Annotated in this window: 11 protein-coding genes; 5 read left to right on the forward strand and 6 right to left on the reverse strand. The window is 74.9% G+C overall.

Annotated features, from left to right (window positions below; genetic code table 11):
* Positions 1–3: 3 nt before the first annotated feature.
* A complete protein-coding gene (locus RAN62_RS29430) occupies positions 4–1305 on the reverse strand; it encodes a CHAP domain-containing protein (RefSeq protein WP_305788053.1) in 1302 nt (433 codons plus the stop codon).
* A 111-nt stretch (positions 1306–1416) separates the two neighbouring features.
* Here RAN62_RS29430 and RAN62_RS29435 point away from each other — a divergent pair, with 111 nt between their 5' ends.
* Positions 1417–2907, forward strand: coding sequence for an AfsR/SARP family transcriptional regulator (locus RAN62_RS29435; RefSeq protein WP_305788054.1), 1491 nt, complete (start codon positions 1417–1419; stop codon positions 2905–2907).
* An 8-nt stretch (positions 2908–2915) separates the two neighbouring features.
* On the opposite strand, the gene RAN62_RS29440 is transcribed toward RAN62_RS29435, so the two are convergent.
* The 4 genes from RAN62_RS29440 to RAN62_RS29455 are packed head-to-tail and all read right to left on the reverse strand — an operon-like array spanning position 2916 to position 8798.
* Positions 2916–3854 (reverse strand): ester cyclase, encoded by a 939-nt coding sequence (locus RAN62_RS29440; RefSeq protein ID WP_305788055.1) that lies wholly within the window; start codon positions 3852–3854, stop codon positions 2916–2918.
* The gene (locus RAN62_RS29445; RefSeq protein WP_305788056.1) at positions 3854–5476 is read right to left on the reverse strand and encodes an ester cyclase; all 1623 of its coding nucleotides are present in this window, start codon (positions 5474–5476) and stop codon (positions 3854–3856) included. The genes RAN62_RS29440 and RAN62_RS29445 overlap by 1 nt, the downstream gene beginning before the upstream one ends.
* A 14-nt stretch (positions 5477–5490) precedes the next feature.
* Positions 5491–7311, reverse strand: coding sequence for a Dyp-type peroxidase (locus RAN62_RS29450; protein WP_305788057.1), 1821 nt, complete (start codon positions 7309–7311; stop codon positions 5491–5493).
* Positions 7308–8798 (reverse strand): ester cyclase family protein, encoded by a 1491-nt coding sequence (locus RAN62_RS29455; RefSeq protein WP_305788058.1) that lies wholly within the window; start codon positions 8796–8798, stop codon positions 7308–7310. Before RAN62_RS29455 ends, RAN62_RS29450 begins: the two co-directional genes overlap by 4 nt.
* Before the next feature lie 189 nt (positions 8799–8987).
* Between RAN62_RS29455 and RAN62_RS29460 the strand changes: the two genes are divergently transcribed.
* Positions 8988–9446, forward strand: coding sequence for a YdeI/OmpD-associated family protein (locus RAN62_RS29460; RefSeq protein WP_305788059.1), 459 nt, complete (start codon positions 8988–8990; stop codon positions 9444–9446).
* Positions 9447–9450: 4 nt separating this feature from the next.
* Here RAN62_RS29460 and RAN62_RS29465 read toward each other — a convergent pair whose 3' ends face one another.
* The gene (locus RAN62_RS29465; RefSeq protein ID WP_305788060.1) at positions 9451–10008 is read right to left on the reverse strand and encodes a MerR family transcriptional regulator; all 558 of its coding nucleotides are present in this window, start codon (positions 10006–10008) and stop codon (positions 9451–9453) included.
* Between the two features lie 189 nt (positions 10009–10197).
* On the opposite strand from RAN62_RS29465, the gene RAN62_RS29470 reads away from it, so the two are divergent.
* The 3 genes from RAN62_RS29470 to RAN62_RS29480 are packed head-to-tail and all read left to right on the forward strand — an operon-like array spanning position 10198 to position 13971.
* A complete protein-coding gene (locus RAN62_RS29470; protein WP_305788061.1) occupies positions 10198–11157 on the forward strand; it encodes a DUF1702 family protein in 960 nt (319 codons plus the stop codon).
* Entirely contained in the window at positions 11148–13028 is a 1881-nt protein-coding gene (locus RAN62_RS29475; RefSeq protein WP_305788062.1) for a CRTAC1 family protein, read from the forward strand. The genes RAN62_RS29470 and RAN62_RS29475 overlap by 10 nt, the downstream gene beginning before the upstream one ends.
* Positions 13029–13032: 4 nt before the next feature.
* A complete protein-coding gene (locus RAN62_RS29480; protein WP_305788063.1) occupies positions 13033–13971 on the forward strand; it encodes an enediyne biosynthesis protein UnbU in 939 nt (312 codons plus the stop codon).
* The last annotated feature ends 1 nt before the right edge of the window (position 13972 follow it).

Below are 13972 nucleotides of genomic sequence, written 5' to 3' on the forward strand. Positions count from 1 at the left end.
TCGTCACGCTCCCGGGGGCGACACGTAGCCGGAGATCAGGACCTCGTCGCGGCCCATCCGGGCGGTGTCCGGGTCGATGGTCCGGCGGCTGACCTTGTTGCTGACGTTGCCGCCGACCACGACCAGGGTGCCGTCGGGGCGGACCGAGGTGATCACGTCGACGTGCCCGCCGGTCTGGCCGTCCGGCGGGCCGTAGATCGCCCAGTCGCCGACCTTGGGGCTGCCCTTGCTCGCCCCGGACCGCGGCCGGAACAGGCCCCGGTCCTGACCCCAGGCGCCGAGGCCGCGGGCCACCCACTCGCCGCGCGGGACCCCGGGCACGCCGGCGGTCGCCCAGGCCCAGGTGGCGAACATGGCGCACCAGTCGGGCTCACCGTCGTGGCAGCTGGAGTGGTAGCGGTTGCACTGCGACTCCGGGGTGCCGACCTGGCCGGAGACCGTGGAGGCGATCTTCGCGCGCAGCGTGTTCGCCGGCGCGACCACCGTGCAGGTTGCCGGCTGGGCCGAGAGCAGCGTCTGGGTCCAGCCGCGCGAGGAGACCGGGTCGTTGAGGTGATAGCCGATGTCGGCGCCGGAGCCGTCGGCCGGGTCGCCGTCCTCGTACCAGTACATCGCGCCGCCGGCGTCCTTGCCGTAGTAGAGGCCGCCGCCCGGCGACACCAGGGAGGTGAAGGTGCCCCAGCCGCCGTCGTCGAGGGGCTGGCGGGCGTACGTGGTGCCGGTGATCGCATAGCTGATGAGCTCGCCGTCGCCGTTGGTGGCGATGAGCCGGTCGTCCGCCGCGGCCGCCATGGTGCGCAGGTAGAAGCCGACGTCCCCGATCACCTTGCGCTGGCCGATCTGGTCGGCGCCCGGCTTGTCCCGCGAGACCACGTACTGCAGCAGATCGCCGCCGGCCGTCCCGTACAGGTGGCCGTGCCCGTCGTAGGCCAGGTGGTCGTGGGTCCAGCCGCCCTCGATGCGGGCCGGCGGGTTGAAGGCCAGCGACTCGTTGTTCGTCGTCACGTCGACCCGGTGCAGGCCGCCGCCGGTGTCGGTGATCAGGATCGTGTTGAAGTTGAGCGTGGCCATGGCCTTCGGCGTGAACCCGAGCGTGCTCGCCGAGACCACGACGTGCGTCAGGTTGCCGTTGTCCGGATCGATGACCGAGTAGGTGAGCCGGCCGTCGGCCAGGACGCCGTAGACCGAGACGTTGCCGGTGCACTTGGCGTCGGCGTACGCGGGTGCGGCGGTGACCGTGGCGGTCGCCGCCCCGCTCGCGGCCAGGGTCAGCGCGGTCAGCGCCGTCGAGAGTGTCCGTCTCATGAGGTGGGTGCCCCCGTTCCCGTGGTGGCGTGATTGCCGGGAACACTGTGCGTGGTGTCGCCTTCAGGAAACTTTCATCCGCCTGTCGACGGCATGGAGTAAGAAGGTTTCATGACAGATTCACGGGGGACGATGGACGGCGTGCGCCTGCTGGGCGCCGTCACGCTGGTGACCGGCGACCGCGAGCAGCGCCCGGGCCCGGTCAAGCTGCAACTGCTCCTGGCCGCCCTCGCCGTCGACATCGGACGCACGGTCCCGCCCCCGACCCTGGTCGACCGGATCTGGGACGAGGCGCCGCCGCGGAACGCCCGGGCTGTCCTGCACACCTACGCGGCCCGCCTGCGCCGCGCCGGCCCGGCCGTGAGCTGCCAGGCCGGCGGCTACCGGCTCGAGACCGGCCGCGAGCGGATAGACCTGCACCGCTTCACGGCACTGCGGACCCGGGCGGGCGGCCTCGACCCGTACGACCCCCGCCGGACCGAGCTGCTCGAAGCCGCCCTCGACCTGTGGTCCGGCGAGGCGCTGGCCTGCCTGCCCGGCCGCTGGGCGGCCCAGGTGCGCGAGTCCCTGCGCCAGCAGCACCGCAGCGTCCTGGTCGACTGGGCGGACGGCGTCCTCGCCTCCGGCCGGCAGTCCCGCGTGCTCGAACGGCTCGCGCCCGAGGCCGCCGCCGACCCCCTGCACGAGCCGGTGATCGAGCGGCTGATGCGCGCGCTCGGCGCGGCCGGCCGCACGGCCGAGGCCCTTGATCTGTACGCCCGGACGAGCGCCCACCTCGGCGAGGAGCTCGGCGCCTCACCGGGTCCCCGGCTGCGCGACTTGCACACGGCCCTGCTGCGCGGCGAGTCCGTCGGCCCCGGCTCACGCCCCGCCGCTCCGGCCCAGCTGCCCTCCGCCGTCCGCCACTTCAGCGGCCGCGCCACCGAGCTCGCCGACCTCGACCGCTGGACCGCCGCCTGGGCCGCCGACCCGCACGCCCTCGGCATCGTCGCCGTCACCGGCCCGCCCGGCGTCGGCAAGTCGGCGCTCGTGGTGCACTGGGCGCACCGCAACGGCCCCCGCTTCCCCGACGGCATCCTCCACGCCGACCTGCGGGCCGGTGGCCGCCCGGTGAGCAGCCACGACGTGCTCTCCCGCTTCCTGCGCGCGCTGGGCGTCCCCGGCGACGCCGTCCCGGCCGACACCGACGAGCGCGCGGCCGGTCTGCGTACCCTCCTGGCTCGCCGCCGCATGCTGATGGTGCTGGACGACGCCGCCTCGACCGCCCAGATCCGCCCCCTGCTGCCCGGCACGGCCTCCTGCCCGGTGCTGGTGACCAGCCGGACGCCCCTGACCGACCTGGTCAGCCGGCACGGCGCCCACCGCCTGCCCCTGGCGCCGCTGCCCACCCCGGACGCCCTCGCCCTCCTGCGGGCCCTGGGCGGCGCGGCGACCGACGCCGAGGAGGCGCTCGCCCGCTGCGGCAACCTGCCGCTCGACCTGCGGCGCGAGGCCGCCGGGCGGGCGCCCCGGGCCATCTACCGCGCCAACTCCTCGGCCCGCCACAGCGACAGCTTCCGGCCGGGCGGCCGCCGCCGGACCGCCCCGGAGTCCAACGGCTGACCGCGGGGTCAGATGCGGACCGCGCCGAGCTGGGCGGCCAGGCCCAGCTGATCCCAGAGCTGCCATTCCTCGGCCAGTTTGCCGCCGCTGTAGCGCTGGATGCTGACGCCGGTGGCCTGGACCAGGTTGCCGGTGGCGGCGATGCCGAGCAGGGACGCCTTGTGGGTCCCGCGGATGGTGAAGCGGGTGACCACCTTGTCGGCCTCGGCCAGCTGCAGGTCCACCGTGACGCTCAGGTCCGGCAGGCCGGTGCGGAAGGCGCTGATCAGGGCGGCGCTGCCGGCCCGGGTGGCCGGTTGCAGCGCGGTCGGGTCGTGCAGGACGAAGCTGGTGGCCTGGGTGTTGGCCAGGGCGGTCAGGTCGCCGCGGTTCCACGCGTCCATGTAGACGCTCGCGGCCTGCGCCTTGATCGCGGCGGTGTCCTCCGCCTCGGCCACCAGGGGACCGTTGGCCAGGAACGGGCCGGGGGCCGGGGTGGGGCGGGGCGCCGGGATCCGTACCGGGGTCAGGGTCAGCCGGGGCACGGCCACGCCGAGCTGGCGTACGAGGGTGACCGCGTCGCGGCTCTCCCACTCCTCGACGATCAGGCCGTCGCGGACCCGTACCACGGAGATCCCGGCGATCTCGGTGCGCTTGCCCGTCGCCGGGCGCCCCTGCCACGCGCCGTTGTTGGTGCTGGCCTGCCGCCAGCGGGCGGCCACCAGGTCGCCTTCGCCGATCACGTCCTCGACAGTGGTGGTGAAGCCGGTGAAGGCCGGGAAGACCACGCCGGTGAAGAAGTTGACCTGCCCGGCCGCGCCCGTCTGGTTGCCGGTCTGCTCGCCCGGGGCGAGGTCGTGGTGGAAGAAGTTGGGGCTCAGGTACTTCCCGGCGGCATCGGCGTTCTTGCCGTCGAGGACTTCCTTGACAAAGCTGACCAGCAGGTCCTTGTTCTCCTTGACCGACATTACGACCACCCTCCTGCGGACTCGTGGTGCCCGGTCTGGGCCAGAAACGACAGCACCGCCCAGTGCTGCCAGGCGTCGGTGATCCGGCCGCCGTCCGCCGCCAGCACGGTGATGCCGGAGACGGTGACGAAGCGGCCCGACGCGGCGACACCGAGGACGGGGGCGCGGTGGTGCCCGCGCGAGGTCCACCGCACGGCGGCCCGGGCGGGCGTGGCCACCAGCAGATCCACGGTGACGGTGAGGTCGGGGAAGGCGGTGCGCCAGCGCCGGACGAACTGCCGGACGCCCGCGGTTCCCGGCTGCTGGCCCGGCAGCGGCGTGTGGTTGACGAAGCCCGGGTCGAACAGCTCGTCCACCAGCGTCAGGTCGCCGCCGTGCCACAGGTCGGCGACATAGCGGGTGGCCAGCGCCCGGGCGCCGGTCTCCTCCGCGCCGCCCTCGTCGAGACCGCCGAGCAGCGCGGTGCCCGAGATCCGGCCGATCTGCTCGATCACGTCCTGTGCCTCCCAGTCCTCCACGACCTGCCGGTCGCGCACCCGGCTCAAGGTCAGCCCCGAGGCCGGCACCGTCACGCCGTCCACCGGGATGCCGTACAGGTGGCCCTTCCACGTCGCCGTCCGGGTCCACCGGTGCAAGGCGACGTCGGCCTGGCCGAAGGTCTCCTCCACCGTGGTGGTGGCGGGGCCGTCGCGGTCGGCGAGCTCGGCGCGCAGGGCCGACCGGAGCCCGGCCAGCCCCTGCTCGTCCTCGGGCCGGTCGTGGTGCCGGCCGTAGGCGGCGACCCAGGCGCCGGCCGCCTCCACGTCACCGGCGTCGACGACTTCGCGGTAGTAGCCGCGCACGACCCGGTCCACCTCGTCCGGGCCGCCCGGCCCGCCGGCCGCGCCGACCGAGGCCACCGTGAGCACGGTGCCCTCGCTCAGCCCCTCGACGCTCACTCCGGCGCCGGTCTGCACCAGCAGGCCGTCGCCCGCCGCGAGCTCGGCCGGGGCGTCGCCGGTCAGCGGCACCGGCGGCGCGAACGGCCCGGTGCCGCGCCAGGACACCACCTCGCCCGACTCCCAGGTGACGCGGACCGCCCCGGCCCGGACGTGCACCAGTCGCGGACCGGCCCCGCCCACCCCGGCCCGGCTGCCGGGCGGCGAGCGCAGCTCGGTGACGGTGGCGGTGGCCGGCGCGGCGGGCAGCACCCCGACCGGCCCGAGCACCAGCGGCTCGAAGGCGATCCCGGGCGGGAACTCCTGCGCGGGGGCGGCGCCGAACACGGCCAGGCCGAGGATCCGGGCCGCGCGGTCGCCCACCGTACGGGCGCTGTGCAGCACGCCGCCCGGCATCACGAGCTGGTCGCCGACCGTGACGGTGAACTTCCGCCCCGGCGGCATGTCCTGCGGCGCGCCGCCGGCCGGGGTCTTCGTGGCGGCGTCCTCCGCCTCGAACTCCAGCGTGCCCTCCAGCACGCGGAAGACGACCGGCCCGTTGCCCTCGGCCGGCGGGAAGAACGCGCCGGGCTGATAGCTGAAGTGGGCCAGCGCGAAGAACGCCGGAGGCGGCACGAGCGCGTGGAACGTGCCGCGGATCAGCACCTCGGCCGCGACGGCCCGGCCGGTGGTCTGCTGGGTCATGGGAGTCCTCTCTGTCAGCGCGCCCGGGCCAGCCGGCGCAGCCCGCCGATCCCCGGCGTGAAGAAGTAGCCGCCCTCGGCGAAGGTGGTGAACGGCTGCCCGGCGTCCAGCTCGACCAGGTGCGGGCCGGTGTCGCCGGGCACCGGGACGCCGAACCTCCGCGGACCCGGCGACCGGCCGACGATCAGGTCGATGCCCTCGCCGGGCCGGCGCAGGCTGTCGTCGTCGAGCCAGCGGTCGCGCACGAACTCGAACTGCCGCTCGATCGAGGTCTGGTAGGACAGGAACAGCAGGCCGCGGTCCCGGTCGTCGGCGCCCGGCGGCCCGTACGGGATCCCGCGCCGCAGCATCCGGTGCCGCCGCGCCGCGCCGGGGCCCGCGGTGCCGGCCAGGTCGTCGCGCACGTTCGCCTTGCGGACATGCGCCGCGTACGGGCACCGCAGCCCGTCCGGATCCGCGGGCGCGGGTGGCCACGGCGAGCCGGGCCGGGCGGGCCGGGCCGACCGGTAGGCGAAGTCGTCGGTGGCCCGGTCGTCCGCGCCCAGCGCCGGGTCGTCGGCGTGCGGGGCGCGCACCAGCGGGGCCCCGCTGCGCCATCGGCCCACGATCATGGCCGCCACCCGCTGCTCGCCGATCCAGCCCAGGGCCGGCGCCGCGCGGCGCAGCTCGGCCGTGGCCCGGGTGACGAACCGGTCGAAGGCGGCGACATCCTGGGTGTAGCGGGCGTAGACCAGCAGCGAGCCGTTGCGGGCCCAGTCCGGGCCGGCGTCGGCGATCGGTCCCGGCGCCCCGTTCTCGCCCTCGGCCGGATAGCCGAACACGAACTCGCCCGGCTGCACGAGCGGCTGGCCCGGCTTGCCCTCGTCCGGGTCGCCCGGGTTGAGCCGCGCGGTGACCGGCTCGTGCGGCGGGAGCGGATGCCGGCCCCGCACCCCGGGCTGCGCCACCCCGTCGCGGAAGCCGAAGTGCTCGGTGCCGCGCCGGTCGCCGGGCAGGGCGTCGCCGCGCTGCCGGCTCCGCAGGACGAAGCCCGGCGCCAGCGCGGCGGTGAGCCGGGCGCTCTCCCGGTCGAGGGCGGCCGGGTCGTCGGCGGCCACGATCAGCAGCAGGTCCGGCAGCCCATCGCGGCGGCCGGAGGTCCCGCGGAAGGCGGCGTCGGCGAAGACCACGGCCTGCGGCTCCAGGTCGATCAGCGCCGGATAGGACAGAGCCGCGGAGACCCAGGTCGCGCTCACCGCGCCTTCGTGCCCGCGGCGGGTGCGGGTGCGGGCGAACAGCCGGCCGAACGCCCACACCTCGGCCGCAGTGGCGACCTCACCGGCCAGGACACCCAGCGCGTGCCGGGCCTCGCCGAGCGCGCCCATGCGCAGGCTCAGCACGGCGACGTGGTCCTTGGCGAAGCCGGGGAACACGCTGCCCTGGATGTCGGCCAGCTCCAGGATCGGCTCGGCGCCCGCCCCGGCTCGCGGCGCCCGTCCGGCCGGGGCCTCGAACCCGTGGAACGCCTCGCTGATGCGGCCGCCCTCGACCCGGTACATGCCGTAGAGCGGGACCGTGACCGGGTGGGCGGAGCCGGCCGGATCGCCGAGCTCACCCAGGCGGGCGCCGCGCACGGTCAGCCGGGCCGCCACGGTGTCCCCGGCGGCGATCAGCTCGTCGACGGTCCACCGGCTGTCCGGCAGGGCGGCCCGCAGGCCGAGCACCCGGTCGCAGCTGCGCCGGGCCTCGTCGGCGCCGGTGCCGAGCAGCCCGGCCAGCGGCCGGTCGTCGCCGGCGCGGAAGACCGTGGCGACGAGACGCTCGACGAGCGCCGCGGGGCCACGGTCCGCGCTCACCAGGAACCGCCCTGCGCCCCGCCGCCGACGTTGACGTCCCAGGGGCTCGGGCCCGGCGCGGGCGACCCGCCGCCGGTGCCGGGAGTCGGCGCGCCGGGGCCGGGAGCCGGGGTGCCGGGGCCGGGGGAGGGCGCGCCGATGCCGGGCGGGAACTCGATCAGACCGAGCTGGGTGACCAGGGTGGCGTTGTCGAAGAAGCCCCAGTGCTCGGCGAGCTTGCCGCCGCGCACCGCGTGCACGCCGATCCCGGTCACCTCGATCCGCTTGCCGGTGGGCGCCGCGCCCCGGAAGAGCCCGCGGTGGGTGCCCCGCACGGTGTAGCGGCTGGCGACCCGGCCGCCCGCCGACACCTGCAGGTCCACGCTCACCGACAGGTCGGGGAAGCCGGTGTGGAACGCGCGGACCAGCTGCGCGACCCCGGCCGTACCGGCGTGCTGGCCCGGCACCGGGCTGTGCTCGACGAAGTCGGTGGTGAAGATGTCGGCGATGCCGTCGGTGTTCTCCCGGTCCCAGACGTCGTAGTAGTAGCGGCGCACGCTCTCCTTGTCGGCCTCGTCGTCGGCGGCCGGGCCGGTGACCCCGTCCTCGAGGGCGCCCAGCGGCGACGGGATGCCCATCTGGCCGAGCAGGCTGAGCGCGTCGCGCGCCTCCCACTCCTCCAGGATGCGGCCGCCGCGGACCCGGGTGATCGTGATGCCGCCGATGTGGATGTCCTTGCCGCTGGCCGGGAAGCCCAGGTAGGGGCCGGTGTTGGTGAACTGCTGCGACCAGCGCCCGGCGACCAGGTCGTCCTCGGCTATCTGCTCCTCCAGCACGGTCCGGAAGCCGGAGAACGCCGTGAAGATGCTCTTGATGAACGCCACCGCGCCCTCGACGCCCGGCTCCTCGCCGGGGGCCGGGTCGTGGTTGTAGAAGTTCTCGGAGAAGTAGAACCGGGCGTTGTCGGCCTTCTCCGCGTCGATCACCTTGGCCACGTACTGCTGCATGTACGCCTTGTTGAGCTCGGGCGTGCCCGTGGGCAGGCCGGTGCCCGTCCCGGTCCCGGTGCCCGTACCCGTGTCGGCGGGGGTGTTCTGCTCGCCGAAGGGGCCGCTCACCGCCCAGTGCTCGACCACCTTGCCCTCGTCGTTGACCCGGATCGCCGAGGTGACCGCGAACGACATGGGCCTGGCCGGCGCGTCCGGCTGCTCCCCGGTGAGCCCGGCGAGGGTCTGCGGCGGGCTGGCCGTGCCGGTGTGGTGCAGCGTGACCACGTCCCCGTCGACCTCCACCGAGTCGAGCGACGACCGGTAGTCGGGGAACGTCGAGCGCAGCTGCTCGACCAGGTGCTTGAATCCGTCGCAGCCCGACCCGTACGGCTTCGTGAGGCCGGAGTGGTCGACCACGTCGTAGTCCACGAGCTCCTCCAGCTCGTCGACCTTCCCGTTGTTCATCACATCGGTCCACCGCTGCGCGACCTGCAGCAACTGTTCCCTGGACAGCGTCATGGCGTCCCTCCCGTCTCGGACCTCCGACGCTGCCAGCCGCCCCCGGCGAGGGGCTTCTCCGAGGTTGCCGGAAACAGGTTGTCCGAAAGTGCGAAGGCGTCGCGGAGGCGACAGTTCCGTGGCGCGCGGACCCCGGCGGGGGCACAGTGGCACGCGGCCAAGTCAACGCCGACACCAGCGAGGAGCGGCATGGACGCTCAGGAGTTCCGGGCCGAGCTCGAGGCGGACCAGCGCGGCACCGTGCGCATCCGCATGCCCTTCGACCCGACCACCACCTGGGGCAGCCGGCCCCGGCAGTACATCCGCGGCACCATCGACGACACCGAGTTCAGCGGCTCGCTGGGCAGCCGGGGCGGCCAGTGGTACTTCCCGGTCAACAAGGCCCTGCAGAAGAAGCTCGGCGCCGGTCCCGGCAGCACCGTGCGGGTGCGCGTGGAGCCCGGCGAGCCGGAGGAGGCCACCGTCCCCGGCGACCTGACCGCCGCCATGGCCGGGGCCCCGGGCACCGGTGACTTCTTCGCCGGGCTCTCCGGCTTCTACCAGCGGCAGTACGTCGAGTGGATCGAGGGCGCCAAGAGCACCGACACCCGGGCGACGCGGGTCGCCACAGTGGTACGGCTGCTGGGGGAGGGGCGCAAGCAGCGGTGAGGTGTCAGGGGCGCAGCGCGTGGCGGCGGGCCGGGCCGCGCAGCGCCGTCTCGGCGGCCTGTCCCAGCACGACGGCCGCCACGATCCGCTCCAGCAGCATGCCGCGATCGGCGCCGGGCGTGGCCGCCATCCGGGTCCCGATCGCACGCACGACCTCCGCGTCGCAGGCCGCCAGCCGGGCCGCCGCCTCGGCATAGCCGTCGAGGGCCGGCCCCAGCTCGGCGACGTCGAGCCGGGCGGCCGTGGCGACCACGCCCGCGAGCGGGTCGGGCGCGGGCCGGCGCCGGGGCTGACCCGGCCCCGCCTCGTCGAGGACGCCGAGCAGGGCGGTCAGTGACACGCCGGCGTCCACCGCGCGCAGCACGGCGTGCGTCCGCGCGATGCTCAGGCCGCCGATCTCCAGCAGCGTGCGGATCAGCTCCAGCCGGTAGAGGTGCCGCTCGCCGTAGTCGGCCTGGTTGGGCGCCGTCCGATGCCCCGCCGGCAGCAGGCCCGCGCTGAGGTAGTACTTCACCGTGGGCAGGGCGACGCCGGCGCGCCGGGCGAGCTCGCTGATCCGCATGCCTCACCGCCTTCCGCGGTCGCTACCGGTTTGTGTTGTGGCCAGCCGGGGGGATGCGGAGAAACCCAGATTAGGGCCCGGATCGGCACCCCGCTTCTTGCACGGTGCTATATGGAATTCAAGAGTTCCTCAACTTCGCGGTGGCAGGCTTCGCCGGGTCCTCACCCGCCGAACCCGCCAGGAGCGGACATGACCTCGCCGCCGCTGCACCTGCGACCGCTCGTCCTGCGCCCGGGCCTGACCGACTTCGCGGCCCGCGGCTTCCGCACCGAACCCGCCGCGACCCGGGCCGTGCTGCAGACGGCGGCCGGCACGTTCCTCGCCGGCTACAACGCCGAGCTGGCCACGCCGGCCGGCACGGCGCCGGCCCTCGGAAGCCTGCCGCCGCGGCTGCGGGGCTTCGCGGCCGAGGGTGCCGCCATGGCCGCGACTCTGCTCGACCGGCTGAGCCCCGGCGGCGGGCGGCGGCTGGCCGCGCTGCACGACGCCCATGACGGGCGGTACGCGTACCTCATCCATGTCGGCAGCGGCTGGGCGCTGGCCAAGCTGCACCGCACCCGGCTCGGCGGGCTCGGGGCCGGGGCGCCGCTGCTGCGCTGGCTGGCCTACGACGGGCTGGGCTTCTGCCACGGCTTCTTCGCCGGTGAGCGGGCCGTCCGCCGCTGGGCGCAACATCCGCCGATCTGCGCGCCCACCTGCGACATCCGGCACCAGGGACTGGGCCGGCACCTGTGGTTCCGGGCCTGCGGCGACCCGGCCGAGCTGGCCCGGCACGTCGCCCGGCTGCCCGCCCGGCACCACGGCGACGCGTGGAGCGGGATCGCGCTGGCGGTCACGTACGCCGGTGGGGTGCCGGAAGCGACCGTCGCGGCGTTGCCCGCCCTCGCCCGGGAGCACCGGCCCGCGCTCGCCCAGGGTGCCGCCTTCGCCGCCGAGGCCTGGCAGCACAGCGAGTACGTGCCCGAGCACGCCCGGACGGCCGTGCGGGTCCTCGCCGGCGTGGACGTGCCCACCGCCGCCGGCTGGACCTGGTCGGCCCGCCATGACCTCGACCGCCCCGGCGCCACCGCCACCGACTACCGCACCTGGCGGCTGCGCATCCAGAGCCTCGCCGCCCCGGTCGTCACGGGAGGACCGTCATGCCGCTGAGACAGCGTGTCCGCAACGGCGCCGCCGGCCTGCTGGCGCTGGTCCTGTGCGTGGGCGCCGGGCTCGCCACCCGGCTGCCGTCCGCGAGCGCCGGGGAGCGGGCCGAGCTGGCCGGCCGGTTCGCGTTCACGATCGGCGACGTCAACGGCGACCCGCCCGGCGCCCGGACGGTCCGCCGGGTCCAGCCTCAGCTCGAGCACATCCGGACGTGGATCTCCGCGGTCGGCGCGAGCGGCGGCCTGGCCGACCTCGACAACGACGGGCGCGCCGGGGAGGCGTGCCTGGTGGACCCGCGCGACGACTCGGTCTCCGTGCTCCGCCTGCCCACCGGCACCCGGCTGCTGACCCTGGAGCCCACCGGCCTGAGCTACCGGCCGGACGTCATGGCCCCGATGGGCTGCCTGCCCGGCGATCTCAACGAGGACGGCTGGTCCGACGTGCTGGTCTACTTCTGGGGCCGCCCGCCCGTCGCCTATCTGCGCCGCCCCGGCGTGCCGCTGAGCATCGGCGCCTTCACCCCGGCGGACGTGGTGAGCGACCCGTCGCGGATCTGGAACTCCACCACGGCCAACCTGGCCGACCTCGACGGCGACGGCCGCCTCGACCTGATCGTGGGCAACTACTTCCCGGCCGGGGCGCGGGTGCTCGACCCGGCCGCCACCGACGACCCCGCGATGCAGATGCAGGAGTCGATGTCGAACGCCGCCAACGCCGGCGAGAACGTCATCCTCCGGCTGGCCGGCGTGGAGAACGGCGTGCCGCGCTACGAGGACCAGTCCCGGGCGCTGACCGAAGTGCAGTCCAAGCGGTGGACCCTGGCCACCGGGGCGCAGGATCTCGACGGCGACGCGCTGCCCGAGCTCTATGTCGCCAACGACTTCGGCCCCGACTATCTGCTGCACAACCGTTCGGTGCCCGGGCGCATCGCCTTCACCGAGCTGCGCGGGCAACGGCTGCCCACCACCCCCAAGTCCAAGGCGCTGGGCAACGACTCGTTCAAGAGCATGGGCGTCACGTTCACCGACCTCAACGCCGACAGCCGCCCGGACCTCGTGGTCAGCAACATCACCACCCCGTACGGGCTGCAGGAGAGCAACTTCGCGTTCGTCAGCACCGGCACCGGGCCGTTGACGGGCGGCCGGGCCCCGTACCGCGACGACAGCGAGCCGCTCGGGCTGGCCCGCACCGGGTGGGCGTGGGACGTCAAGGCGGGCGACTTCGACGGCGACGGCACCGACGAGCTCGTCCAGGCGGTCGGCTTCGTCACCGGCACCCGCAACCGCTGGGCCCAGTTGCAGGAACTCGCGCTGACCAACGACGACCTGGTCCGCCACCCGGCCGCGTGGCCCGACTTCGTGCCGGGCGACGACGTGTCCGGGCACCAGCGCGACCCCTTCCTGGTCCGGGGCCCGGACGGCCGCTTCGTCGACGTGGCCGCCGCGATCGGCCTGGCCAACCCCGGCCCGAGCCGCGGCATCGCCCTGGGTGACATCGACCGCGACGGGCGTCTCGACGCGCTGATCAGCAACCAGTTCGCCCGCTCGCAACTGCTGCACAACCGCGGCCCGCACCGCTCCTATCTGGGGCTGCGGCTGCTGCTGCCCGCCACGCCCGGGGTGCCCGGCGCCGTCCCGCGCCCGGCCGTCGGCGCCGCGGTCACGATCACGACCTCCGGCGGCCCGGCCCGCCGCGCGCAGCTCTTCCCGGCCAACGGCCACACCGGCGTGAACGCCCCGGAGCTGCTCTTCGGCCTCGGCGCGGCCACCGGCCCGGTCACCGCCGACATCACCTGGCGCGACGCGGCCGGCCCGCACACGCTGCGCCGCGTGCTCGCCCCCGGCTGGCACGACGTCGTCCTGCAGAGAGGTTGAGACCATGCCCGACCCGCGGATCAAGGCCCTGCGCCGCTTCGCCCTGTCCATCTCGGTCTTCACCGTCCTGGGACACGTCTGGCTGGGCTTCGAGCAGGCCTACCTGACACCGGTCGTCGCGCTGCTCACCGCGTACGCGCTCAGCCTGCTGCTGGAGACCGTCGACGCGTGGGCGAGGCACACCACCCCGCGCTGGCGGGGGTCGCCCGTGGACCTCGTCAACTTCCTGCTGCCCGCGCACATCGCGGCCCTGGCCTGCGCGATGCTGCTGTACGGCAACCAGCGGCTGCTGCCCACCGTCTTCGCGGTGGCCGTGGCGGTGTCCGGGAAGTACGTCTTCCGCGTCCGGGTGAACGGCTCGCTGCGGCACATGATGAACCCGAGCAACTTCGGCATCGCCGTCACGCTGATCCTGTTCAGCGCGGTCGCCATCGCCCCGCCCTACCAGTTCACCGAGACCACCGGCACGATCGTCGACTGGGCGGTCCCGGCGGCGATCCTGACCGCCGGCACGATGCTCAACGGCAAGCTGACCGGCAAGCTGCCCCTGATCGCGGCCTGGGTGGGCGGATTTGCCCTGCAGGCGGTGCTGCGCGCGGTGTTCCTCGACGTCGCGCTCGTCTCGGCCCTGGTGGCCATGACCGGCGTCGCCTTCGTGCTGTTCACCAACTACATGATCACGGACCCGGGCACCACGCCGGTCCGGCCGCGCGACCAGGTGCTCTTCGGGCTGAGCACGGCCGGCGTCTACGGCCTGCTGCTCGTCGCGCACATCACGTTCGGCCTGTTCTTCGCCCTCGTGATCGTCTGCGGGGCACGGCTGGTGATCACGTGGTTCCGCGAGCGGCTGCACAGCCGGCGGGCCCCGGCCGGCGCGACCCACCCGGCGCCCGCGCGGCGGCTGCCCGAGCCGGCCGGCCTCGCCCGGCGCGCGGTGTCCTGAC

This window comes from Symbioplanes lichenis (assembly GCF_030709675.1).
Taxonomy (GTDB): Bacteria; Actinomycetota; Actinomycetes; order Mycobacteriales; family Micromonosporaceae; genus Actinoplanes; species Actinoplanes lichenis.

Coding starts and splice junctions, on each gene's coding strand:
- RAN62_RS29480 (WP_305788063.1), top strand. CDS start 13,033: ATGCCCGACCCGCGGATCAAGGCCCTGCGCCGCTTCGCCCTGTCCATC.
- RAN62_RS29465 (WP_305788060.1), bottom strand. CDS start 10,008: ATGCGGATCAGCGAGCTCGCCCGGCGCGCCGGCGTCGCCCTGCCCACG.
- RAN62_RS29475 (WP_305788062.1), top strand. CDS start 11,148: ATGCCGCTGAGACAGCGTGTCCGCAACGGCGCCGCCGGCCTGCTGGCG.
- RAN62_RS29435 (WP_305788054.1), top strand. CDS start 1,417: ATGACAGATTCACGGGGGACGATGGACGGCGTGCGCCTGCTGGGCGCC.
- RAN62_RS29445 (WP_305788056.1), bottom strand. CDS start 5,476: ATGACCCAGCAGACCACCGGCCGGGCCGTCGCGGCCGAGGTGCTGATC.
- RAN62_RS29440 (WP_305788055.1), bottom strand. CDS start 3,854: ATGTCGGTCAAGGAGAACAAGGACCTGCTGGTCAGCTTTGTCAAGGAA.
- RAN62_RS29470 (WP_305788061.1), top strand. CDS start 10,198: ATGACCTCGCCGCCGCTGCACCTGCGACCGCTCGTCCTGCGCCCGGGC.
- RAN62_RS29455 (WP_305788058.1), bottom strand. CDS start 8,798: ATGACGCTGTCCAGGGAACAGTTGCTGCAGGTCGCGCAGCGGTGGACC.
- RAN62_RS29460 (WP_305788059.1), top strand. CDS start 8,988: ATGGACGCTCAGGAGTTCCGGGCCGAGCTCGAGGCGGACCAGCGCGGC.
- RAN62_RS29430 (WP_305788053.1), bottom strand. CDS start 1,305: ATGAGACGGACACTCTCGACGGCGCTGACCGCGCTGACCCTGGCCGCG.